This is a genomic window from Brachybacterium sp. (assembly GCF_036379615.1).
GTDB lineage: Bacteria > Actinomycetota > Actinomycetes > Actinomycetales > Dermabacteraceae > Brachybacterium.
In genome coordinates this window covers 152,253-174,031 of sequence record NZ_DASVGJ010000061.1, presented here as the reverse complement: position 1 = coordinate 174,031, position 21,779 = coordinate 152,253, and the positions used below count along the sequence as shown (strand labels likewise).

The window sequence follows — 21,779 nt, the reverse complement described above, 5'->3', positions numbered from 1 at the left end:
GTGAATTCTTCAGACGGCCCGACCTTCGCCCCCACGCCTCCCGACCTCCCCGGCGCTGACGGCGGCGGGGTCGCGGCGGAGCCCCTCGGCGGCGCGGACTCCCGCGGCGGCTCGGATCCCCACAACCCCTCCGGTCGCACCTTCCTGGGCCAGCCGGGACCGCTCGCGAACCTGTTCAGCGTCGAGCTGTGGGAGCGCTTCAGCTTCTACGGGATGCAGGGCATCCTCGCGATCTACATGTACTTCGCCGCCACCGACGGCGGGCTCGGGATCGACGAGACGGTCGCCCTGGGCATCGTCGGCGCCTACGGCGGCTCGGTCTATCTCTTCTCGATCCTCGGTGCGCTGGTCTCCGACCGGCTGCTGGGCCCCGAGAGGACCCTGTTCGCCAGCGCGGTGATGATCATGCTGGGCCACCTCGCGCTCGCGCTGGTGCCCGGGATCCCCGGCCTGATGCTCGGCCTGCTGCTGGTCGGCGTCGGCTCCGGCGGCCTGAAGTCCACCGCGGCGACCCTCGTCGGCGCGCTGTACTCGCGCGATGACCCGCGCCGCGACGCGGGCTTCTCGATCTACTACATGGGCATCAACATCGGTGGCCTGCTGGGCCCGTTGATCACCGGTGTCGCGCAGCAGTCGTGGGGCTTCCACCTCGGCTTCGGGCTCGCCGCCGTGGGCATGCTCATCGGCCTGGTGCAGTACACCCTGACCCGCAGGGGCCTGCCCGCGAGCGTCCACACGGTCCCGGACCCGCTGCCGCGCTCTCAGTACCCGGTCTGGGGCGGCATCGCCCTCGCCACCGTCGTGCTGGTGCTGGTGCTGGTGCTCACCGGCGTGCTGACGGCGAACAACCTCGCCACTGTCGTCGCAGCCCTCGCCGTCCTCGGGGCGGTCGTCATCTTCGCCCTGCTGCTCACCTCGAAGAAGCTCGACGCCGACGAGCGCTCCCGCGTGGTCTCCTTCATCCCGCTGTTCATCGGCACGGCGGCGTTCTTCGCCCTGTTCCAGCAGCAGTTCACCGTGATCACGCTGTACTCGGACACCCGCCTGGACCGCGTGCTGTCCCTGCCCTTCCTCGGTGACTGGACGATGCCGATCTCCTGGGTGCAGTCCTTCAACCCCTTCTTCATCATCGTGCTGGCGCCGGTGTTCGCGGCGCTGTGGACGAAGCTCGGCACCCGCCAGCCCGGCACCCCGCGGAAGTTCGGCGTGGGCATCATCCTGATGGGCTCGGCATTCCTGCTGTTCCTGCCGATGGCCTCGGTGGTCTCGGTGCCGGTGCTGTGGATCGCGATGATCATGCTGGTCGCGACGATCGGCGAGCTGTGGCTCTCCCCTGTCGGCCTGTCGCTGGCCACCAAGCTGGCACCGCGCTCGTACCCGGTAATGATGATGGCGCTGTACAACCTCTCGGTCGCGCTGGGCACCTCGCTCTCCGGGGCGCTGGCCACCTTCTACTCGGCGGAGAACGAGGTCGCCTACTTCGGGGCGCTGGGCGCGGTCACCATCTCGATCGGAGTGGTCATGCTGCTGGTCGCGAAGCCCGTCAGCCGAGGCATGCGCGGGGTGCGCTGAGCACGCAGCCCTCGAGACCGCTCAGCCCCCGAGCACGGGCAGCAGCACCCCGATCACGGCGCAGATGATCCCCAGCCCGCCCGCTCCGCGCAGCAGCAGGCGGGCTGTGGGATCCTGCCAGCCCTTGACCAGGCCCAGCACCAGGAAGAGCACGAAGGCGAGGACGGCGAGCGCGCCGACCACGCTGAGCAGGACGATCATCGGGGATTCCCCACCACGGCGAAGCTGACCCCGATGACGGCGCAGAGGAGCCCGAGACCGCCGGCGAGCCGCTGCAGGAGCTCCGCAGTCCCTCCCTCGAGCAGCGCCGAGACGATATATGCCAGCACCGCGAGTGCGCCGACGACGGCGATGGCGAGGATCTGGAGACGACGGATCGGGGGGACGGGGGCGGCCGTGCGGGGCGATGCCATGACCTCACCCTAGAAACTTCCGGACAAGTGTCCAAGGAGTCATCTCTCGAGCACCACCAGCTCCTGGGTGGCACGGGTGCTCGCGACATAGCGGGCCACGGCCCCCTCGATGCCCCGCCCGAAGGTCTCCGGGTCCACCAGCACCACCAGGTCGAACTCGAGACCCTTGGCCAGCTGCGGGTCGAGGACCTGCACCCTCGAGAGCTCGGCGAGGACCGTGGCGAGGTCCGGCTCTGCGATCACGGCGACAGTGCCCTCCCGCTGCGCACCGAGCCATTCCCGGACGACCTGCTCGAGCTGCGCGACCCTTCCGTGCCGCACCGGGATCCCGGTGCGGCGTATCGAGGCGGGCACGGTCGCCTCCGGCACGGCAGCGTGGATCTCGCCCGCGGCGTGCTCCATGATCTCGGCCGGAGTGCGGTAGTTCAGAGTCAGCGTGGCCCTCGCCGCCCCCTCGATGGCCACCCGTGCCAGGCGCTCCTCCCAGCTGCCGGTGAATCCGCGGGCGGCCTGGGCACGATCCCCGACGATGGTGAGCCCGCGGGAAGGGCAGCGACGCAGGATCATCGCCCATTGCGCATCGTCGAGCTCCTGCGCCTCGTCGACCACCACGTGGGTGAACGGCCCGGCCAGGGCATCGGGCGGAGGGACGTCCCACGGAGTCGTGTCCGCGAGCGCGGCTCTCATGTCCGCGCCGCGCAGCATGGACAGCTCCTGCATCTCGGAGCTGTCGGAGGCGATCAGCTCCTCGAGCCCCAGCTCGATCTCCTCCACGCGCTCCCGCCGTGCGGCGCGATGCCGACGGTCACGGGCGTCCGCGCCGGGGTCGCCGAGGCGGTGCCGGGCCGCATCCAGCAGCGGGAGGTCCGAGACGGTCCAGGCTCGTGCGCGCTCCCGCTGCAGACGCTGCACCTCCTCAGGACTGAGCGACGGTGCGCAGCGGCGCAGGTAGGCGGGAACCTCGAAGAGGTCGCCCACGAGGTCCGTCGCCTCCAGCAGCGGCCACGCGCGAGCCACCAGGCTCTGCAGCGTGGGATCCTGGTCGATGGCTCGGCGCACCTGCTCGGCAGCGGGCGGCTCCTCGAGGTGCATCGCGAGCTTCGCCGAGACGAGCTCGGTGAGCGCCTCCCAGAGCTCGCCCCGCGCGAGGTTGTGCGGAGTGCCGGGATCCACGGCATCGAAGACCTCCTGCCAGTCCTCGCGCTCCAGGACCACGCTCCACCACTCGGTGTCGAGCACATGGGTCTGTGCGGGTGGCTCCTCATAGAGGGCGACCGCCGGGCCGATCGCGGCGACCAGCTGCCCGCTGCCCTTGAGGCGCGCGACGTCCGGGTCGCGCTCGGGCAGGGCGTCCGCCCCCTCGGGCACCATGTCGGCCACCGTGCAGGTGCGCACCCCGTCCTCGCCGAGAGCCGGCAGCACATCCGCCACGTAGTGCAGATAGGGATGGTGCGGGCCGACGACCAGCACTCCTGCATCGCTGCGGCGCAGACGGGGGTCGTGATAGAGCAGGTAGGCGGCGCGATGGAGGGCCACCACTGTCTTCCCGGTGCCGGGACCGCCATCGATCACCAGGGGCTGACGGGACTCGGCGCGGATGATCGCGTCCTGATCCGCGGCGAGGGTGGTCAGGACGCTGCCCATCCGGCCGGTGCGGGCCTCGCCGAGGCTCGCCAGCAGTGCGGACTCCTCGTCGGGGCTCTCGTCCTCTCTGAGCGGCCCGCCGTCGAGGTTCTCGTCCCAGTAGTCGCGGACACGCCCTCCGGACCAGCGGTAGCGACGGCGTGAGCGCAGCCCGGCCGGATCGGCGCGGGTCGCGGTGAAGAAGGGAGCGGCGACCTCCGAGCGCCAGTCCACCAGCAGCGGTCTGCCGTCGGCCCCGCTGATCCCGAGGCGGCCCACGTACACCGGAGGGGTCCCGTCGGCCGGGGTCATCCTCCCGAGCACGGCATCGCGACGGAATCCGGCGAGGTGCCGCCTGCGCCGGCGCAGATGGTCGATGTTCGCCTCGCGCTCGACACGGCCCTGGGCGTCTCCCGTCTGGTGCGAGAGCGCGCGGTCGAGCCGCAGCTCGAGCGCGGCGAGATCGGCCTCGAGGGCTGTGTCGAGGGCACGGAAGTGGTGGTCGTCGGCGGCGATCCGAGCGGGGGCGGCCTTGTGGGCCGAGCCCGTGGGCAGGTCGAAGAGGCTGGTGAGCGTCATGGGTCTCCCGGGAGAAGGCGTCATCGCGTGCCGATCGGGCAGCGCGGAGGAGTGATTCTCACCCACCCAGGGGCTCTTGCTGTAAGCCCCCCACCAGCAGATATACTGGACTCACGGAAGGAGTCCTCGGCGTGACGAGGACCTGCCGTGACAGCCTCAGAGCAGCCGCTGCTGGTCCTCCGGCGGAGGGTCGTTCTGATCTCGGATGAGCGCCACCAGCGCGACCATCACTGCGGGTGAGCCCGTGAAGCGTCGCCCCTCACGCTCCAGGATCCCCACCGCCGCGAGGTCGTCGAGGTCCCTCGCGACGGCGACGTACCGGCGCAGCTCGTCACGATCCCACTGCCCGGTCGCCGGATCCCACGGGATCTCCGGCGCTCCCGGATCCTCGGAGAACGGCTCGGGCAGTGCGAGTCCACTGCTGCTGCACGCGGCCAGCAGCGCGGCGAGGGTGTCGGGCATCCCCCGGAATCCGCCGTCCTCGGCATCACGGGCCTCCTTGCCGAACAGCGCCGCGGTGAGCACCGCATGCCCGAACTCGACGAAGCCGTCGCTGTCGGAACCGAGCGGCAGGTAGGGCACGGGACCGGGCCGGGCCAGCGCACGGCCTCCCACGATCTCCAGCCAGCCGCCGTCCAGCAGCGTGATCCAGGGACCCGTCAGCTCGGGTCGATCCCACATCGAGCGGACGGCGGGCCCGCTCCCCTCCCCGTCGGTGAGCAGCGCGCGGCAGTCGGCACGGCCGAGCGCTCCGGTCGAGGTGATGCGCACCCCCTCCTCGCCCACGAGCTCGAGGATCGCGGCAGCGCGCCGCACGAAACGGCTGGCCGCATACACCTCGAGGTCCTCGCCCTGGGCGAGGTCGCCGAGCGCGATCGAGTCCTCCGCCTCCGGAGCGGGCAGGAACCAGGGCCAGGAGCTCGACGCCCGGCGGTCCTCCCGGGCGGCCTGCACCGCGCGCTCCCGGTCGAAGGCGACGGTCGGTGAGGGCAGCCGGCCGGTGTCGCTGAGCTGGACCCGTTCGTCGTCGGGCAGCGAGTTGTACCAGTGCATATAGCCGGCCAGCTGCTCATCGTCCTCGAGGTCGACGCCGAGCGCGATCCCGTGACCGAGCACATTGGTCGAGAAGGAGCGGCGGGAGGGGTCCTCGGCCGCCTCGAGGGTCGCGAACTCGAGCGCGGCCAGGGCGGCCGGAGCCTCCGTGACCGGCATCGAGTCCGGGCTCCATCGGCCCGTCTCGACGAGGTAGGTGAAGAACCTCGACAGCGTGGGGACCATGTCCATGACCCGTTCACGGGGCTGGACCACGGTGCGCGGCACGATCTCGGTGAGCAGCTGGGTCATCAGCTCCTCGGTCCACCATCCGGGGTCCGGGGCGTCCTGCTGCTGGTCCCGCAGTCGCAGCAGCGTCTCGAGCGTGCCCACCTCCGCTGCGACGGGGGCGTCCTCGTCGCCGGTGAGGCGCCAGGTGCCGTATTCGGACAGCACCGCCTCCCGCTCGCGTCGGCTCTGCTCCTGCCTCGGATCCTCCATCCCTCCAGCATGACGCCCCGCGGCGGGTCCTGCCACCGCGGGGCGCTGCGAGGTTCGGCTCAGACCAGCTCGATGCGGGCGTCCCGGTCGTTCATGACGATCACCGGCGTGATGGTGGGATGGCCCGCGCGGCGGATCGCGGAGAGATCCGCGCGCAGCAGCGGGGTCCCGGAGCTCACCTGCTGGCCGGGCTCGACGAGGGTGGTGAAGCCCTCCCCGGCCATCTTCACCGTGTCCACTCCGACGTGGATCAGCAGCTCCACGCCGTCCTCGAGCACCAGGGCGACGGCGTGCCCGGTCGGGAAGACATGGCCGACGGTGCCTGCGGCGGGGGCGAGGATCTGGCCGTCGGTCGGCTCGATGGCGACGCCCGGGCCCATGATCTCCTGGGCGAAGGTCTCATCAGGCACCTCGGACAGCGGCACCGCTGCGCCGGCGACGGGCTGACGCAGGCGCACCAGGTGGCGGGTCCGCACCGGGGTGCCGGGCCCGTCCTGCGGCTCTGCCTGCCCTGGCTCCGCCTGCTCCAGCTCCGCCCGCTCCTGATCGGCGTCGACCGGGGCCACGCGACCGCTCATGATCGAGTCCATCGCGTCCTTCACGAACTGGACGCTGGTGCCGTAGATGACCTGCACGGACCGCCCGCCCGGTCGCACGACGCCCGCGGCGCCCGCCCGCTTCAGCGCGCCGTCGTCGACGAGCGAGGTGTCGGCGACCTCCATGCGCAGCCGCGTCGTGCAGTTCTCCAGATCGGTGATGTTCTCCTTCCCACCCATCCCGGCGAGGAAGGCGGTGGCGGCGGCGAGGTGCTTCCGCTCGCCGGCGAGCACGACGCCCTGGTCGGTGAGCTGGTCGTCGTCGTCGCGTCCCGGGGTCTTCAGATCGAACTTCAGGATGATCGCGCGGAACACCACGAAGTAGGCGACGAACCAGAACAGGCCCATCAGCGGGATCGCCCAGGGGTTCTGCGCCATGGGATTGACCCAGCCCAGGACCAGGTCGATGAAGCCGCCCGAGAAGCCGAAGCCCATCCGCACCGGCAGCAGGGCGCTGATGCCCATCGAGATCCCGGTGAACAGGGCATGGACCACATACAGGCCGGGAGCGAGGAACATGAAGGAGAACTCGAGCGGTTCGGTGACGCCCACGAAGAACGAGGCGATCGCGCTGGAGAACAGCACACCGGCGGCCACCTTGCGACGGGAGCTCCTGGCGGTGACGTACATCGCCAGCGCAGCGCCCGGCAGGCCCATCATCATCACCGGGAAGAAGCCGGTCATGTACTGGCCGGTGACGCCGTAGGTGCCGGTGTTGTTGAGGAAGTTGCCCAGGTCGTTGATGCCTGCCACGTCGAACCAGAACACGGAGTTCAGGGCGTGATGGAGGCCCAGCGGGATCAGCAGGCGGTTGAGGAACCCGTAGATGCCCACGCCCACCGGCCCGAGGGTGAGGATGAACTCGCCGAAGCCGACCAGGCCCGTGAACACCAGCGGCCACAGGAAGAACAGCGCCAGCGCGAGCACCAGCGAGGCCCCGGCGGCGACGATCGCGACCGAACGCCGCCCGGAGAAGAAGGCCAGCGCGTCCGGCAGCTCCGAATCCTTGAAATGGTCGTAGGAGTACGCGCCGATGAGCCCGCACAGGATGCCGATGAACACGTTCTCGACGTTGGAGAAGGCCAGGTTGACCTCGCTCTCCTCGATCCCCTTGAAGATCGCGACGCTCGACGGCGCCAGCAGCGTGGTCACCACCAGCCAGGAGACCAGGCCCGCCAGCGCCGAGGTGCCGTCGGGCTTCTTGGCCATGCCGATGGCGACACCGATCGCGAACAGCAGCGGCAGCTGGTCCAGCAGCGCGCCGCCGGCGATCTGGAAGAAGCCGCCGACGATATTGGTGTCGTCGCCGGTGGCTGTCAGGATCCAGTAGCCGATGCCGCTGAGGATCGCGGCGACGGGGAGCACTGCGACCGGCAGCATCAGCGATCTGCCGAGGCGCTGGAAGAACTTCATGGGGACCTCTCTGGTCGAGGACGCGCGGGATCGGCCGACGACGGTGCCGGCGGTGCGCGTCCGGGGACGGCGGCCATTGTGCGCCTCCGGCGTGCTGACGCCGTGCTCAGGACCCCTCGGCATGACGCACGACGCAGCGCCTGCGGGAACCGGCGCCGTGCCGTATCGGAAAGGTCGGTCCTGCTCAGCGCTGCGTGAAGCGCACCGATCCCTGATCGAGCTGCTTCTGTGCCCGCTTGACCGTCGTCGAGTCGTAGGCGCCGGTGGAGCGGGCCTCGTTCAGCGCGTCCTGCTGCGCATCGAGGATCAGTTGCATGAGCTCGGAGTACTGGGCCTTGACCTGGTCCTCGGCCCGGTCCGTGCGCCGCGGATCGGCCAGCCTGCGCTGCACCTCACGGGCCTTCTCGATCACGGCGGGGTCGAACCGCTCGCCACCGCGGCGATGGAGGTCGGGGTTGTCCAGCACCTGGCCGGCGGCCGCCTCGTTGATCTCGAGCATCAGCAGGGCCAGCTCGCGCCGCGACTGCTCCTCGTCGGTCCCGCGGATTCCGAGCACCCGGATGAGCAGCGGCAGCGTGCCGCCCTGTCCCACCAGGGTGACCAGGGCGACCACGAACGCGATCAGCACCAGCTGGGTGCGGTACGGGAAGTCGGTCGGGAGCGACTGCGCTGCCGCGAGCGTGACCACTCCGCGCATCCCGGACCAGGCGAGCACCGCCCCGCCGCGCCAGCCCAGGCCGTTGCCCGCGTAGAACTTCGCGTCCGCGCGCCGGCGCTGCAGCCATCTCTCGATCCGCTCCCCGCGCGGGTGGGTCTGCAGGCGCTCGTCCTGCGTGATGCGCTCGAGCGCGTCATCGAACCGGCGTGCCTGCTGCTCGTGCTCGGGACGGCGGCGGCGGGCGGTGAACACCACGGGCGCCACGAAGGCGACCCGGATCAGCCCGAGCAGCACGGTCACCGCGAGCCCCACCCAGACGGCATGCCAGACCGACAGACCGCCTGCGGACACTTCGGCGACCAGGGTGTGCAGCTGCAGGCCCATCAGCAGGAACACACCGTTCTCGAGCAGCAGCTGGATGGTGAGCCAGTTGGTCCGCTCGGCATTGCGGTCGGCGACGCTGAGGCGGCGCACGCTGCTGGCGCCCGTGACCAGTCCGGCGGCGACCACGGAGAGGACGCCGGAGGCGTCGGCCAGCTCGGCCGGCAGGAAGGCGATGAACGGGACCACGAAGGAGATCGCGGTGGTGAGCACGGGCTGGTCGATCTTGGAGCGGATGCGCACCGCGAGGACGCCGACTGCGGCACCGATCACGATCGCGACCGCCACCGCGTAGAAAAAGTCCCCGGCGGCCTGCCAGAAGGAGAAGGCCCCGGCGGTCGCGGCGACGGCGGTGCGCAGGAGTACCAGGGCGGTCGCATCGTTGACCAGGCCCTCCCCTTCGAGGATCGTCAGCAGTCGCGGAGGCAGGCCCAGACGCTTGCCGATGGCGGTGGCGGCGACGGCGTCGGGCGGGCTGACCACGGCGCCGACGGCCACGGCGGCCGCGAAGCTGAGATTCGGGAGGATCGCCCACAGCAGGATCCCGACGGCGAAGGCGGAGACCAGGACGAGGAGCACGGAGAGCGCACCGATGGTCTTCAGGTCCCGACGGAAGTCCATCACCGGCATGTTCACCGCGGCCGAGTAGAGCAGCGGCGGGAGCACCGCGGCGAGGATCAGATCAGGCTCCGGAGCGATCAGCGGCACCCCGGGGACCAGGCTCACCCCGAGCCCCACCAGCACCAGGATGATGGGCGTCGCGAGCCCCAGCCGACTCGAGAAGTAGGACGCCGCGACGATGATGAGCACCGCGAGCACCGCGATGACCTCGAAGTGCTCCAGTCCCATGGCTCGCTCTCCTCGCGCTCAGATCCACCCGTGAGCCCTCGCCTCCGGCGCGGCGGCATCACCGGTGGCGACGCCCGGCTCCGCGAGGGGGTCGGAGAGACAGTTTCGCACCGTCCCCTGCGCGAGGTGCAGGCGAGCGGAGATCTCGGCGCCGCTCGGTCCGTCCTGGGTCAGGGACTGTCCTGGGTCAGGCGCAGCACGTCGACCTCACGATCGGGGCATCGGGGCATCATCGCCACCCGGGACAGAAGGACGCGTCATCCGCCGGTATGACATCTGTCAGACGCCACCCGGGAGATCATCACTCCCGCTCATGACGTTCCGCTCTGCCGCGCGGGCCCCGCGACGACCAGGCTGGATGCATCGTATTCAGCGGGTCGCCGAGGGCGGCCCCGACCTCCTGAAGGAGACGTCATGAACCTCTACGAAGGCCTCCAGGGCCTCGTCGACCAGGTGCCCGCCCTGCTGCAGCCGCTGATCGTGGCGCTCGCCGGGATGGTTCCGTACGTCGAGGGCGAGGGCTCTGCGGCCCTCGGCATCCTCGCGGGCATCAATCCGCTGGTGGCCGCCATCGCTGGAGCGAGCGGGAACATCCTCGCCGTGTTCGTGGTCGTCCACTTCGGCGACCGCCTCCGCACCGCGATCGTCGGCCGGCGGCGCCGCAAGGCGCACTCCGAGGTCCCCGTCGAGGTGCTGGCCGGCGCCGGCGGTCCGGGGACGACGGTGAGCGGGCTGAGCGACGGCGATGCTCCTGAGCCGCCGACGTCGTCCAAGGGTCGCGAGCGGCTGCTGCGCTGGGTGGTGCGCTTCGGCGTCCCCGGGGCCAGCCTCATCGGCCCCCTCGCCCTGCCCACGCACCTGACCGCCGCGACCCTCGTCGCGACCGGCGTGCGCCGCAACTGGGTGCTGCTGTGGCAGATCATCGCGATCGTGCTGTGGACCACGGCGATCACCCTCGCCGCGACCGGCGTGCTCGCCGTGCTGACGGGCTGAGCGGTGACCTCCGCCGCGGACGCCCCTCCCGTCCCCGCCCGCACCACGGGGCCCACCCCGACCGCCGACCGCGCACCCGCCCCGGATCTGGCCCGCGGCATGATGCTGCTGCTGATCGCCCTCGCCCACGCCCCCTGGTTCCTCTACACCAGTCACGTCGGGGCGAGCCCCATGCATCCCGCGGACGGCTCCGTGACGGATCGTCTCGCGCAGCTCCTGACCATCACGGTGGTCGATGCCCGCACCCACACCATGTTCGGTCTGCTGTTCGCCTACGGCATCGGCCAGATGCTCGCCCGGCAGAGCACGCGAGGGGTGCCCGAGAGCGAGGCCCGACGACTCCTGCGGCGTCGTCACCTGTGGATGCTCGCCCTCGGCCTGGTGCATGCCGCCCTGCTGTGGCAGGGCGACATCGTGGGCACCTACGGACTGATCGGCCTGCTGATGCTGCCGCTGTTCCTGCGCCGCTCGGACCGCACCCTCGCGGTATCGACCCTCGTGCTGCTGGGCGTATGCACGACGATGATGCTGCTGACCGCCGCCGCATCCGGGTCGACCGGGGCAGATGCCGCGGCAGGGATGCAGCGGCTGAGCCTCGCCGAGCCGAGCTATCTCGCCTCCGTGCCGATCCGCCTGGCGCAGTGGGGGTTCGGGCTGGTCTCGGGCGTCGTGACCCTGGCCCTGCCCGTCGCGTTCCTGCTCGGGCTGCTCGCCGCCCGACATCGACTGCTCGAGGAGCCGGAGAAGCACCTGCGCCTGCTGCGATGGGTGGCCGGGCTCGGGATCGGGCTGGGCTGGGGCGTCGGGCTCACGCAGGCCCTCGTGCACCTCGGCGTGCTCACCGTACCGTCCACCGCGCTGCTCGAATCGGCCCACTTCCTCACCGGGATCGGCGCCGGCGCCGGATACGCCGCGCTGTTCGGACTTCTCGTCCACGCCCTGCGCTCCCGAGAGGACGGTGCCGGGCTGCGCAGCAGGCCGGTGCGGGCGCTCTCCGCTCTGGGTCGCCGCTCCCTGAGCGGCTACCTCGCCCAGTCCCTGGTCTACGGTCCGCTGCTCGCCGCCTGGGGGCTGGGGCTCGGCGCCCATCTGAGCAGCTTCACGGCGCTGCTGATCGCGGTCGCGGTGTGGACGACGACCCTTCTCGGAGCTCTCGCTCTGGAACGGTCGGGCAGGCGCGGCCCGGCCGAGGTGCTGCTGCGACGGTTGACCTACGGGGCGAGCGGTTGACGTCCCGACATGAGGTGTTCTCGGCGTGTCAAGGCGGCAATCACCTTCTCGTCGCCCGCGCGGCACACAATTGTCGTGACACCGGTCACCCGGGCGGGGCACTCTGTCCCTGCTCGGCCGTGTGCCTCCCTCCCGGGTCCGGGCCGCGGCAACGCGCAGCGCCCGGCGGAAGGAGCCGACCCATGAGCCTGGTGAAGGTCTACAACCTCGGGTACGACCCCGCGACGGGGATCGGCGAGCTGCTGCACACCACCACCGTGCGCCACGCCTTCGGAATGATCCGCCGGGAGGTCGCCGACCCGGTCGAGCTCACGATGCTCGGAGACCGCATCGTCCCCATCGCCCTCGAGCTCACCCGGGAGCTGAGCGGTGCGTGGGTGGAGGGCGCGGGCCAGCGCTCCGTCGGCTTCTCCTACCGAGCGGTCCACGAACGCGATCACTGGACCTGCGCGTACTGCGGGCGCAGCGTCTCGAAGACACCGGCGCGCGAAGCGCTGCTGGCCACGGTCGATCACATCCTCCCGTCCTCCCGCGGCGGCGAGTCGAGCTGGACGAACCTGGTCTCGGCCTGCAAGGAGTGCAACAACCGCAAGGCGGCTCTCACCCCCGAGGAGGCCGGGATGCCCTTGCGTGCGGAGCCCTATGACCCCGCCCTCTCCTACCGGGTGGCCGGTCACGCCGAAAGCCTCCCCGTGCTGGTCCGCGCATGAGTGCCACCAGGCGCTCCGGCGCAACGTGAGGATCACCGCACCAACTCCCAACTGCACGTATCTCATATGTGAGTTACGGTCAGGACATGACTGAGAACGAGGACTACCTGGCCCGGATCGGCACCCTGATCCGCGACGCCCGTCAGCACTCCGGCCTCACCCAGGCCCAGCTCGCCGCCGAACTGGGCACCAGCCAGAGCGCCGTGAACCGCATCGAGAAGGGCCAGCAGAACCTCACGCTGGAGACCGTCTCGAAGATCGGCTCGGCCCTGGACTCGGAGCTGGTGGGCCTCGGCACCTCCGGTCCGAGCCATCTGCGCGTGCAGGGCGAGACCACCCTCTCCGGCGCGATCGACGTGAAGTCCTCGAAGAACGCCGGTGTCGCCCTGCTGTGCGCCTCGCTGCTGAACACCGGCACCACGGTGCTGCGCAAGGTCGCCCGCATCGAGGAGGTCAACCGGCTGCTCGAGGTGCTCACCTCCATCGGGGTGAAGGCCACCTGGCTGAACTCGGACAACGACCTCGAGCTGCAGGTCCCCCGGACCCTCGACCTCTCCTCGATCGACGCGGACGCCGCGCGGCGGACCCGCTCGATCATCATGTTCCTGGGCCCGCTGCTGCACCGCGCCGGGACGTTCCAGCTCCCCTACGCCGGGGGCTGCGACCTGGGCACCCGGACCGTCGAGCCGCACATGACCGCGCTGCGCCACTTCGGCCTCGAGGTCGTGGCCACCGATCATCACTACCAGGCCACCACCTCGGCGGTCACCGGTGCACGGCGACCGATCGTCCTCACCGAGCGCGGCGACACCGTCACCGAGAACGCGCTGCTGGCGGCCGCCCTGTACGAGGGCGAGACCGTCATCCGCAACGCCAGCCCCAACTACATGGTCCAGGACCTGTGCTTCTTCCTCGAGAAGCTCGGGGTCTCGATCGAGGGCATCGGCACCACGACGCTGCGCGTGATCGGCAGGTCCTCGATCTCGACCGATGTGGACTACGCCCCCAGCGAGGACCCGATCGAGGCGATGAGCCTCATCTCCGCCGCGATCGTGACCCGGTCCAGCATCACGGTGCGCCGGGTGCCGATCGAGTTCATGGAGATCGAGCTGGCGCTGCTGGAGGAGATGGGCCTGCGTTACGACCGCTCCGAGGAGTACATGGCGGAGAACGGCCGCACGCGGCTGGTCGACATCACCACCCATGCCTCGGAGCTGAAGGCGCCGATCGACAAGATCCACCCCATGCCCTTCCCCGGGCTGAACATCGACAACCTCCCGTTCTTCGCGGTCATCGCCGCGACCGCGGAGGGCCAGACGATGCTGCACGACTGGGTCTACGAGAACCGCGCCATCTACCTCACCGAGCTCACCAAGCTCGGCGCGAACGTGAAGCTCATGGATCCGCACCGGGTGCTGATCGAAGGGCCCACGCGCTGGAGCGGCGCGGAGCTGGTGTGCCCGCCGGCGCTGCGCCCGGCGGTGGTGATCCTGCTGGCGATGCTCGCCGCCAAGGGCACCTCCGTGCTGCGCAACGTCTACGTCATCAACCGCGGCTACGAGGATCTCGCCGCCCGCCTGAACAAGCTCGGGGCACGGATCGAGACCTTCCGGGACATCTGAGCGCCATGGGCGACCCCGGAGGACTGATCCTGCTCGGCGTGGCGCTGAGCACCTTCGTCGGTGCGATCGCGCAGCGCGCCACCGGGATGGGGTTCGCCCTGCTCTCGGCACCTTTCCTGGTGCTCGTGCTGGGTCCCCTCGAGGGGATCCTCGCGGTCAACGCCGCCGGCTGCGTGGCCAGCTCGCTGATCCTCGCTCGAGTGTGGCGGGACGTCGAGTGGTCGCGGGCGAAGGTGCTGGTCCCGATGGGGGCGCTCGGCGTGGTGCCCGGCGCCGTCGCGGTGGCGCTGCTGCCGGAGGCACCGCTGACGATCGTGGTGGCCCTGCTGGTGATCCTCGGCCTCGGGGCGACGATGTCGATGCGGGGACGCACCGTGCCGCCCTCGACGGCGCTCGGCGCCGCCGGGGGCCTGGCCTCCGGGTTCATGAACGTCACCGCGGGAGTGGGCGGGCCGGGCGTGGTCGTCTATGCCCGCGCCACCGGGTGGGAGCACCATCGCTTCGCCGCGACCGTCCAGCTGCACGGGCTGGTGCTGGGCATCGTCTCGCTGCTCGCGAAGGGAGCCCTGCCCTCCCTCGCCCCGAGCGGCTGGGCGGCGCTGCTGCTCTCCCTGCTGGTGGGCCTGGTGGTCGGCGACCGGCTCGCGCGACGGGTCGACGGCTCCTCGCTCCTGCGCAGCGTGTTGGTGATCGCGATGATCGGTGCGGTGCTCGCCCTCGCCCGCGGCGTCGCGGCGCTGGTCTGAGAAGCCCCGGCGACACCCGGCGAAGGCGGCCTGGCAGAGCTCGGGCCTGGATATCATCAGCTCCATGCCCAACGAGGAGCTCTCCGCCGGACGATCCGCTGTGGTCGGGCACGCCGGCTCGTACTCCAAAGGCGTCGCCCGCCGCCAGGAGATCCTCGATCGCGCGATCGAGGTGTTCCGGGAGCGCGGCGCCGACGGGACCTCCCTGCGCGGCATCGCCACGGCGATCGGGGTCTCGCACGCGGCCCTGCTGCATTACTTCGACTCCCGTGAGCAGCTGCTGGTGGCGGTGTACGAGCATGCTGAGTCCCTCCGTGACACCGCGAAGACGTACCAGGACAGATCCGCCCTCGATGTGCTGGTCAAAGCCGCGATGATCAATGTCGGGGTGCCCGGGATGGTCGAGCTCTACACCACCCTGGTCGCCGCCTCGCTGGCCGCGGAGGGAACGCCCTCGAACGTGTTCTTCAGCGACCGCTTCGCGCGGATCAGGAAGGACCTCGCGGGACGCCTGACCGCGGAGCAGGCCGCCGGACGGGTGCGCGACGATGTGGACCCCGACGACATCGCGGCCCTCCTCGTCGCAGCCTCCGACGGCCTGCAGATCCAGTGGCTGCTCGAGCCCTCCGTCGAGCTCGAGCGCACCCTGGAGTCCTTCGCGGTGCTGCTGGCCCCCACCTCGTGACCCGGCCGCGCGGGCCCGCACCATCGGTGAGCAGGCTGCTCGCGCCCTGCCAGAGCACGGCCGCACCGTCCTGCGCGAGCGCGCGCCAGGTCTCCACCAGCACGTCCTGGTTCAGCGGTTCCCGGGAGTCGATGACACCGAGGTCTTCGAACTCCTCGAACGGCACGCCCAGGGAGGGGGACGGGCAGGGCGGCTGTGGGGCTGGGCGGCTGACCTGCCGAGCGGCGGACCGGGTCCCGCCGACTGTCCATGCGCCCCCTCTCGACAGTTCTCGAGGAACACGGATTCTTGGATCGGCGCACCGCACCCCGACGACCGCAGAGCCCCGCCCCGCGACAGCGGGACGGGGCTCTGCGGGGCCCTGAGCACGGGCGTCAGCGCGATCGCTCAGCTCCCCTTGAGGCTGCCCTTCAGATCGGGGACATCCGCGAGCAGGCGCCGGGTGTACTCGCCCTGCGGGGAGAAGATGACCTCCTCCGTGGTGCCTCGCTCCACGACCTTGCCCTGCTCCATCACGGCGACACGGTCGGCGAGATAGCACGCCTGCCCGATGTCATGGGTGATGAACAGGACCGTCAGGCCCAGGTCGTTCTTCAGATCGTGCAGGACGTTGAGCACGTTGACCCGCAGCGTGGCGTCGAGCATGCTCGTCGCCTCGTCCGCGAGCAGCACCTTGGGCCGCATCATCAGCGCACGCGCCACCATCACCCGCTGGCGCTGCCCGCCGGACATCTGGTGCGGGAACTTGTGCAGCACCTCCTTGGGTCGCAGATCGACGTATCCGAGACATTCCTCGATGAGGGCATCGGCCTCGTCCTTCGGGATCTGGGCCAGGGCCAGGCTGCGGCGCAGCAGGGACCCGACGGTGAAGAACTGGTTGAAGGCGGCGAAGGGGTCCTGGAAGACGGCCTGCACCTCCGTCCAGTACTCGCGCAGGCCGCTCCCCTTCAGATGCGTGACGTCCTGTCCACGGAAGGTGATCGTGCCGGAGGTCACCGGCATCAGGCGCAGCAGCATCCTCGCCAGGGTCGACTTGCCGGACCCGGACTCCCCCACCACGGCGAGCACGCTGGCCTCGGGGAATTCGAGGCTGACGTCGTCCACCGCCGTGATCTTCGATCCGGCGACGCTGAACTCCTTGGTGACGTTCCGGCAGGACAGCAGGATCTCGCGTTCGGTCGTGCTGCGGGTGATCGTCTGGTCCTGCGGGGTCGTCGCGGCAGGCTCCGTCATGGCGTCCCCACCTCCTCGGGGTTCGTGGTCGACGCAGCGGGCGCCGACAGGGCGGGGGGCTCGGTCAGCGAGGGCGAGGCGGTGGATCGACGGGCGATCCCCCGCTCCCGGGTCTCGTGGCTGGGATCCAGGACCGAGGCCAGCAGCGTGCGTGTATAGGGATGTTGCGCATCCTCCACCAGCTGTCGCGTGGGCCCGGACTCGACGATCCGGCCCGCGTTCATGATCGCCAGCTTGTCCGAGACCTGCGAGAGGACCGGGAGATCGTGCGTCACGAAGACCACGCCCGACATGATCCCCTGCTCGACCATCTCCAGGAGCATCTCGACCAGCATGCGCTGGCTGGAGACGTCCAGGGCCGAGGTCGGTTCGTCCGCGATGAGCAGGCGGGGGTTCTGCAGCGTCGAGATCACCGTGATCATGCGCTGCTTCATCCCACCGGAGAGCTGGTGGGCGTAGGAGTCGAGCACGCGCACCGGCATGTCCAGCATCTTCAGCCGATCCCGGGCCAGGTCCAGCGCCTCGTCCTTGGTGATCCGCGGGTCATGCGCCCGCATCACGTCGCGCACGAGATTGCTGATCCGCAGCGTGGGGCTGATGGAGTTCATCGCACCCTGCGGGAGCATCGAGACGGTGCGCCCGCGATAGGGCCGGTGCCGGGCGGAGTCCGCGGTGGTGAGGGTCGACAGGTCGATCCACTCGCCATCGATCTCGAGGGTCCCCGAGAGGACGTACAGCGGCGGGGTCGCGATCATCGCCAGCGCATTGCCGAGAGTCGTCTTCCCGCAGCCGGACTCGCCGGCCAGCCCCAGGATCTCGCCCTCGCGGAGCTCGATCGAGACCCCGTCGACGGCGGTGAAGTCCTGCTCCCCGCCGCCGTAGACGCAGCGGACGTTCTCGGCGCGCGCCAGGATCCCGGGGGTTGCACCGGGCCGTGTCGACTTCGAGACGCTCATGCGTTCTCACCTGCTCTCGCTCGGTCGGAGGATTCCGGGGGCGCCGCCCCCACCGCTCCGTTCTGCTCGGCGAGCAGCCGGGCCTCCTCGGCCCGTCGAGCGGCGGCCCGCTTCATCTGTCTGCGCTTGCCGCGCCGCAGGCGCGGGTTGAACACCTCGTCGAGACTCGCCTGCAGCAGCAGGAAGCCGAAGGAGACGAGGGTCAGCACGATGGTCGGCGGCAGGAACGCCCACCAGGCACCCGTGGCCACCGCCTGGAAGGCGAGAGCCCAGTGCAGCTGGGTGCCCAGGGAGTTCGCCCCGGACGGCCCCAGACCCAGCATCGACAGCGCGGCCTCCGCGAGGATGGCGCCGGAGACCTGCAGCACGAAAGCCATCACCGCGTAGGAGAGGATGTACGGCAGGACGTCCTTGACCAGGATCCCCGCCAGGCGGGCCCCGGAGAGCCGCGCCACGTCGATGTGCTCCCTGGTCGCCACCGACGAGGCCTGGGCGCGCACCGCACGGGCGGTCCATGGCCACGAGGTGATGCCGATGACCACCGCGAGCGACCAGATCGTGCTGTTGGGCAGGGACATCGAGATGAGGATCAGCACCACGATCGAGGGGATCGCGAGCACCACGTTGGTGACGCCCATCAGCAGTTCCTCGAACCAGCCGCCCACATAGCCGGCCAGCAGCCCGATCGTCACGCCGATCGTGGTCGCGACGACCCCGGCGACCAGTCCGATGATCAGGGATGTGCGGGTCCCGGCCATCAGCACCGCGAGCACGTCGTGCCCGAAGTTGTCGGTGCCCAGCAGCAGCCCGCCTCCCGGGGCGTCATAGAGCGATCCCACCTTCTCGCCGGGACCCGTCGGATAGACGAGCCCGGCCAGACCCATGACGATCACGAGGGACACCAGGACCAGTGCCACCCAGAATCGGCCGGAGAAGTTGAAGGAGCGCAAGGTGTTGGCACGGGGAGCGGCCGTCTCCTCGGCCATGGAGGTGTTCACAGTGGACATATCACTTCTCCCCCGACTTGGCCGCGCGGATGCGCGGATCGACGATGCCGTAGACGATCTCGACTCCGAAGTTCGCCAGCAGGACCGCCACGGTGATGATCAGCGTGATCGCCTGGATGACCGGATAGTCGTTGGCGGCGATCGCGTTGAACAGCAGCAGACCGACTCCTGGATAGCTGAAGACGAGCTCGGTGATGAGCGCACCGCCCACCAGGGTGCCGATCGCCAGCGCGAGGCCGGTGATCTGCGGGAGCATCGCGTTGCGGAAGATGTACTGGGTGATCTTGTTGTCCTTGATCCCCATCGCACGGGCGTAGTTGACGTAGTCGCCGCCCAGCTCGTAGATGGCCATCGAGCGCATGCCCACGGCCTGCCCGCCGATGAAGACGATCACGAGCGAGAGGAACGGCAGCCAGTAGTAGCTGATCGCGTCCCAGAGGAAGGCGAGGGTGAACTCCGGGGTGAGCCCCAGGGAGTACGCCCCTCCCACCGGGAAGACCCCGGCGACCACGGCGAACACGTACAGCAGCAGGATCGAGAGGCAGTAGTACGGCATGGCGGAGAGGAACAGCGACGAGGTGAAGACGCTGCGATCCCAGTTCCCGCCGCGGAACGCGGCGATCGCGCCGATGACGTTGCCGAGGATCCACCCGATGAGGATCGCCGGCAGCTGCACGGCGATCGACCACGGCAGCGCATCCCCGATGAGCTCGTTGACGGATGTCGGGTAATACGCGAAGGACGTCCCCAGATCACCGGTGAAGACCTTGCCGAGATAGGTGATGAACTGCTGCCACAGGGACTGGTCGAGACCGAACTCCTGGACATAGCTCTCATAGACCTGCTGCTGCTGCTCACTGGTGACGGAGCCGCCGCGGGACAGGTTCGAGACGATGACATCGACGGGGTTGCCGGGGACGAGCCGGGGCAGCAGGAAGTTCAGACCCACTGCTGCCACCAGCGCGACCACGTACCACACCGTCTTCTGGGCGATGTAGCGGCCGAGGTTCACGTGGTCCCTCAGCCGCCGATCTTCTTGAGCTTGAAGATCCAGTCGTTGCCGGCGCCGCGGAACATCGGCGGGGCGTAGTCGTTCTCCTCGGTGGGCCAGTTCGACCAGTTCGAGGCGTTGAACTCGAAGAACTCATCGGGCCGGTACATCAGCGGGAAGGCCGGGATCTCCGCGCGGTAGAGGTCATCCAGCGCCGTGATCGCCTCCAGCTTGGAGGCATCGTCCGGTGCGGAGGCCGCGGCCTCGAGCAGGTCGTTGACCTCGCCGTTCTCCCAGCGTCCGAAGTTGCGATAGGCCGTCTGCCCCAGCGGCGCCATGTCCACATTGCTCATGACGTCGCTGAAGCGCTGCCACGGGGTGGAGGGGTTGGTGCCGGCCACGTACCAGCATGCCATGTCGAAGTCGCCGTTCTGGATGGCGGTCGCGGTCTGGGCCTGCTGCGGGAAGTTGGTGGAGGCGTCGATGCCGATGGCCTGCAGGTTCTTGGCCACGATCTCGAGAGCGGCGTTCCAGTCCGTCCAGCCCTGCGGGGTGATGAGCTTCCAGGGGCCGAGCTTCGTGCCGCCCTTGGCGTAGAAGCCGTCGGAGCCCTTCTCGTATCCCGCACCGGCGAGGATCTCCTCGGCCTTGGCCGCGTCGAAGACCCAGCCATCGGACTCCGCCTTGCCGCGATCCAGCCACTGATCCTCGGCGCCGTCGGGGATGACGAGCGAGGCGAGCACCTGCGAGGAGTACCCGGACATGGCGGTCTCGGCGATCGAGCCGTAGTCCACGGCGTGCGCGAGCGCCTTGCGCACCTCCGGGTCGTCCAGGCCCGGCAGGGTCGTGTTGATCAGGAGCATCGGCATGGAGCCGGGCGAGAAGTAGGGCTCTTCCTTGAGGTAGGTGCCCACCGGCTTGTCCGACTCCCACATCTTCCAGATCTGGGGCACGAACTGCTGCATCACATCGAGCTCGCCGCTCTGGAACTTGAGGTTGCCGTCCTCGTTGGACTTGAAGATCGGGTGGATGATCTTCGACATGGCCGGCAGGCCGCCGTAGAAGTCCTTGCCCCAGTAGTCCTCGTTGCGGGCGAGGATGACCTGGGTCTGGTCGGCCAGCTCCAGGGTGAAGGGACCGGTGCCGATCGCCTCATCGGTCTCCCAGCTCGCGATCTTGTTGCCGGTCTCCTCCGCGGCCTTCTCGAAGACCGCCTTGGGCACGATGAACTGCTGGGCGAGCTGGGTCAGCACCGAGCCGACGTTCTTGCGCTCGGCGTTGATCGCGATGTTGATCGTGCTGCCCTCGGCCGTCATCTCGTCGACCTCGGTCCAGAACGAGGCGACGCCGAGACCCGGATCGATCTTGCCGAGCTCGAAGGTGTAGAGCACATCGTCGGCGGTGAACTCGGAGCCGTCGTGCCAGGTGATGCCCTCCTGGAGGGTCAGGGAGATCGACTCGTTGCCGTTGATCTCATGGGAGGCGGCCAGGCCCGGGAGCAGCTCGCCGGAGACGATGTGGAAACGCAGCAGCGTCTCGTAGACGTACTGGGCGACGTTGCCCGCGGCCGGCCATGCGGGGGCGCCTGCGAAGGTGTTGTAGTTGGTGGGAGGGCTCCACTGGAAGCCGGCGACGAAGAGGTGGTCCGCCGCCTCGCCGCTGCGCCCGGATCCTGCCTTGCCGTTGTTCCCGACGCCGACGAGTTCCTCACCGCCGCTCCCTCCGCCTGTGCCTCCGCCGGTGCCGGTGGCACCGCCGCAGGCGGCGAGGGCCGCGGCCCCGCCGAGGAGACCGGTGCCTGCCAGGAATCGACGACGGGATGCTCCTCCGGGGAGCTGGCTGTCTCGGGTAACGGTCATGGCTGACCCACCTCTCAGTTCTCGCTCCGCCTTTGGAGCGTCGGATCGGCCTTGATCCGTTGGAGAGATTGAACCGCTCCCGAGAGAAAGCATCCACTGGTAGGCGTTACGGTCCGATAACGATTGTGAC

Annotated in this window: 18 protein-coding genes; 7 read left to right on the top strand and 11 right to left on the bottom strand. The window is 69.8% G+C overall.

Annotated features, from left to right (window positions below):
- The gene (locus tag VF289_RS13090) at positions 1-1,572 is read left to right on the top strand and encodes a peptide MFS transporter (protein WP_414644486.1); all 1,572 of its coding nucleotides are present in this window, start codon (positions 1-3) and stop codon (positions 1,570-1,572) included.
- 21 nt (positions 1,573-1,593) lie between these two features.
- On the opposite strand, the gene VF289_RS13085 is transcribed toward VF289_RS13090, so the two are convergent.
- From VF289_RS13085 to VF289_RS13060, 6 genes are all read right to left on the bottom strand, one after another.
- Positions 1,594-1,773 carry a hypothetical protein gene (locus tag VF289_RS13085; protein ID WP_330884333.1) on the bottom strand — a complete coding sequence of 60 codons (180 nt, stop codon included), beginning with the start codon at positions 1,771-1,773 and terminating at the stop codon, positions 1,594-1,596.
- Positions 1,770-1,985 carry a hypothetical protein gene (locus VF289_RS13080; protein ID WP_330884332.1) on the bottom strand — a complete coding sequence of 72 codons (216 nt, stop codon included), beginning with the start codon at positions 1,983-1,985 and terminating at the stop codon, positions 1,770-1,772. The genes VF289_RS13085 and VF289_RS13080 overlap by 4 nt, the downstream gene beginning before the upstream one ends.
- 39 nt (positions 1,986-2,024) lie before the next feature.
- Positions 2,025-4,187, bottom strand: a complete 2,163-nt coding sequence (gene helR / locus VF289_RS13075) for an RNA polymerase recycling motor ATPase HelR (protein ID WP_330884331.1) — start codon at positions 4,185-4,187, stop codon at positions 2,025-2,027.
- 156 nt (positions 4,188-4,343) lie between these two features.
- Complete coding sequence (locus tag VF289_RS13070) at positions 4,344-5,720, bottom strand: hypothetical protein (RefSeq protein ID WP_330884330.1); 1,377 nt, start codon at positions 5,718-5,720, stop codon at positions 4,344-4,346.
- Positions 5,721-5,779: 59 nt separating this feature from the next.
- The gene (gene nagE / locus VF289_RS13065) at positions 5,780-7,729 is read right to left on the bottom strand and encodes an N-acetylglucosamine-specific PTS transporter subunit IIBC (protein WP_330884329.1); all 1,950 of its coding nucleotides are present in this window, start codon (positions 7,727-7,729) and stop codon (positions 5,780-5,782) included.
- A 184-nt stretch (positions 7,730-7,913) separates the two neighbouring features.
- On the bottom strand, positions 7,914-9,617 hold the full coding sequence (locus VF289_RS13060) for a sodium:proton antiporter (protein ID WP_330884328.1): 1,704 nt from the start codon (positions 9,615-9,617) through the stop codon (positions 7,914-7,916).
- A gap of 414 nt (positions 9,618-10,031) precedes the next feature.
- Here VF289_RS13060 and VF289_RS13055 point away from each other — a divergent pair, with 414 nt between their 5' ends.
- From VF289_RS13055 to VF289_RS13030, 6 genes are all read left to right on the top strand, one after another.
- Positions 10,032-10,610, top strand: coding sequence for a small multidrug efflux protein (locus VF289_RS13055; RefSeq protein ID WP_330884327.1), 579 nt, complete (start codon positions 10,032-10,034; stop codon positions 10,608-10,610).
- A gap of 3 nt (positions 10,611-10,613) precedes the next feature.
- On the top strand, positions 10,614-11,840 hold the full coding sequence (locus VF289_RS13050; protein WP_330884326.1) for a DUF418 domain-containing protein: 1,227 nt from the start codon (positions 10,614-10,616) through the stop codon (positions 11,838-11,840).
- Positions 11,841-12,022: 182 nt separating this feature from the next.
- A complete protein-coding gene (locus tag VF289_RS13045) occupies positions 12,023-12,550 on the top strand; it encodes an HNH endonuclease (protein ID WP_330884325.1) in 528 nt (175 codons plus the stop codon).
- Positions 12,551-12,636: 86 nt separating this feature from the next.
- Positions 12,637-14,172 (top strand): UDP-N-acetylglucosamine 1-carboxyvinyltransferase, encoded by a 1,536-nt coding sequence (locus VF289_RS13040; RefSeq protein ID WP_330884324.1) that lies wholly within the window; start codon positions 12,637-12,639, stop codon positions 14,170-14,172.
- A 5-nt stretch (positions 14,173-14,177) separates the two neighbouring features.
- On the top strand, positions 14,178-14,918 hold the full coding sequence (locus tag VF289_RS13035) for a sulfite exporter TauE/SafE family protein (protein ID WP_330884323.1): 741 nt from the start codon (positions 14,178-14,180) through the stop codon (positions 14,916-14,918).
- Positions 14,919-14,982: 64 nt separating this feature from the next.
- Entirely contained in the window at positions 14,983-15,603 is a 621-nt protein-coding gene (locus VF289_RS13030; protein WP_330884322.1) for a TetR/AcrR family transcriptional regulator, read from the top strand.
- A gap of 387 nt (positions 15,604-15,990) precedes the next feature.
- Here the strand turns inward: VF289_RS13030 and VF289_RS13025 are convergent, their stop codons facing one another.
- The 5 genes from VF289_RS13025 to VF289_RS13005 are packed head-to-tail and all read right to left on the bottom strand — an operon-like array spanning position 15,991 to position 21,649.
- Positions 15,991-16,836 (bottom strand): dipeptide/oligopeptide/nickel ABC transporter ATP-binding protein, encoded by an 846-nt coding sequence (locus VF289_RS13025; RefSeq protein ID WP_330884321.1) that lies wholly within the window; start codon positions 16,834-16,836, stop codon positions 15,991-15,993.
- On the bottom strand, positions 16,833-17,792 hold the full coding sequence (locus VF289_RS13020) for an ABC transporter ATP-binding protein (protein ID WP_330884320.1): 960 nt from the start codon (positions 17,790-17,792) through the stop codon (positions 16,833-16,835). The genes VF289_RS13025 and VF289_RS13020 overlap by 4 nt, the downstream gene beginning before the upstream one ends.
- Positions 17,789-18,799 carry an ABC transporter permease gene (locus tag VF289_RS13015; RefSeq protein ID WP_330884319.1) on the bottom strand — a complete coding sequence of 337 codons (1,011 nt, stop codon included), beginning with the start codon at positions 18,797-18,799 and terminating at the stop codon, positions 17,789-17,791. The genes VF289_RS13020 and VF289_RS13015 overlap by 4 nt, the downstream gene beginning before the upstream one ends.
- A gap of 1 nt (position 18,800) precedes the next feature.
- On the bottom strand, positions 18,801-19,811 hold the full coding sequence (locus VF289_RS13010) for an ABC transporter permease (protein WP_330884318.1): 1,011 nt from the start codon (positions 19,809-19,811) through the stop codon (positions 18,801-18,803).
- 8 nt (positions 19,812-19,819) lie between these two features.
- Positions 19,820-21,649 carry an ABC transporter substrate-binding protein gene (locus VF289_RS13005; RefSeq protein WP_330884317.1) on the bottom strand — a complete coding sequence of 610 codons (1,830 nt, stop codon included), beginning with the start codon at positions 21,647-21,649 and terminating at the stop codon, positions 19,820-19,822.
- Between the last annotated feature and the right edge of the window lie 130 nt (positions 21,650-21,779).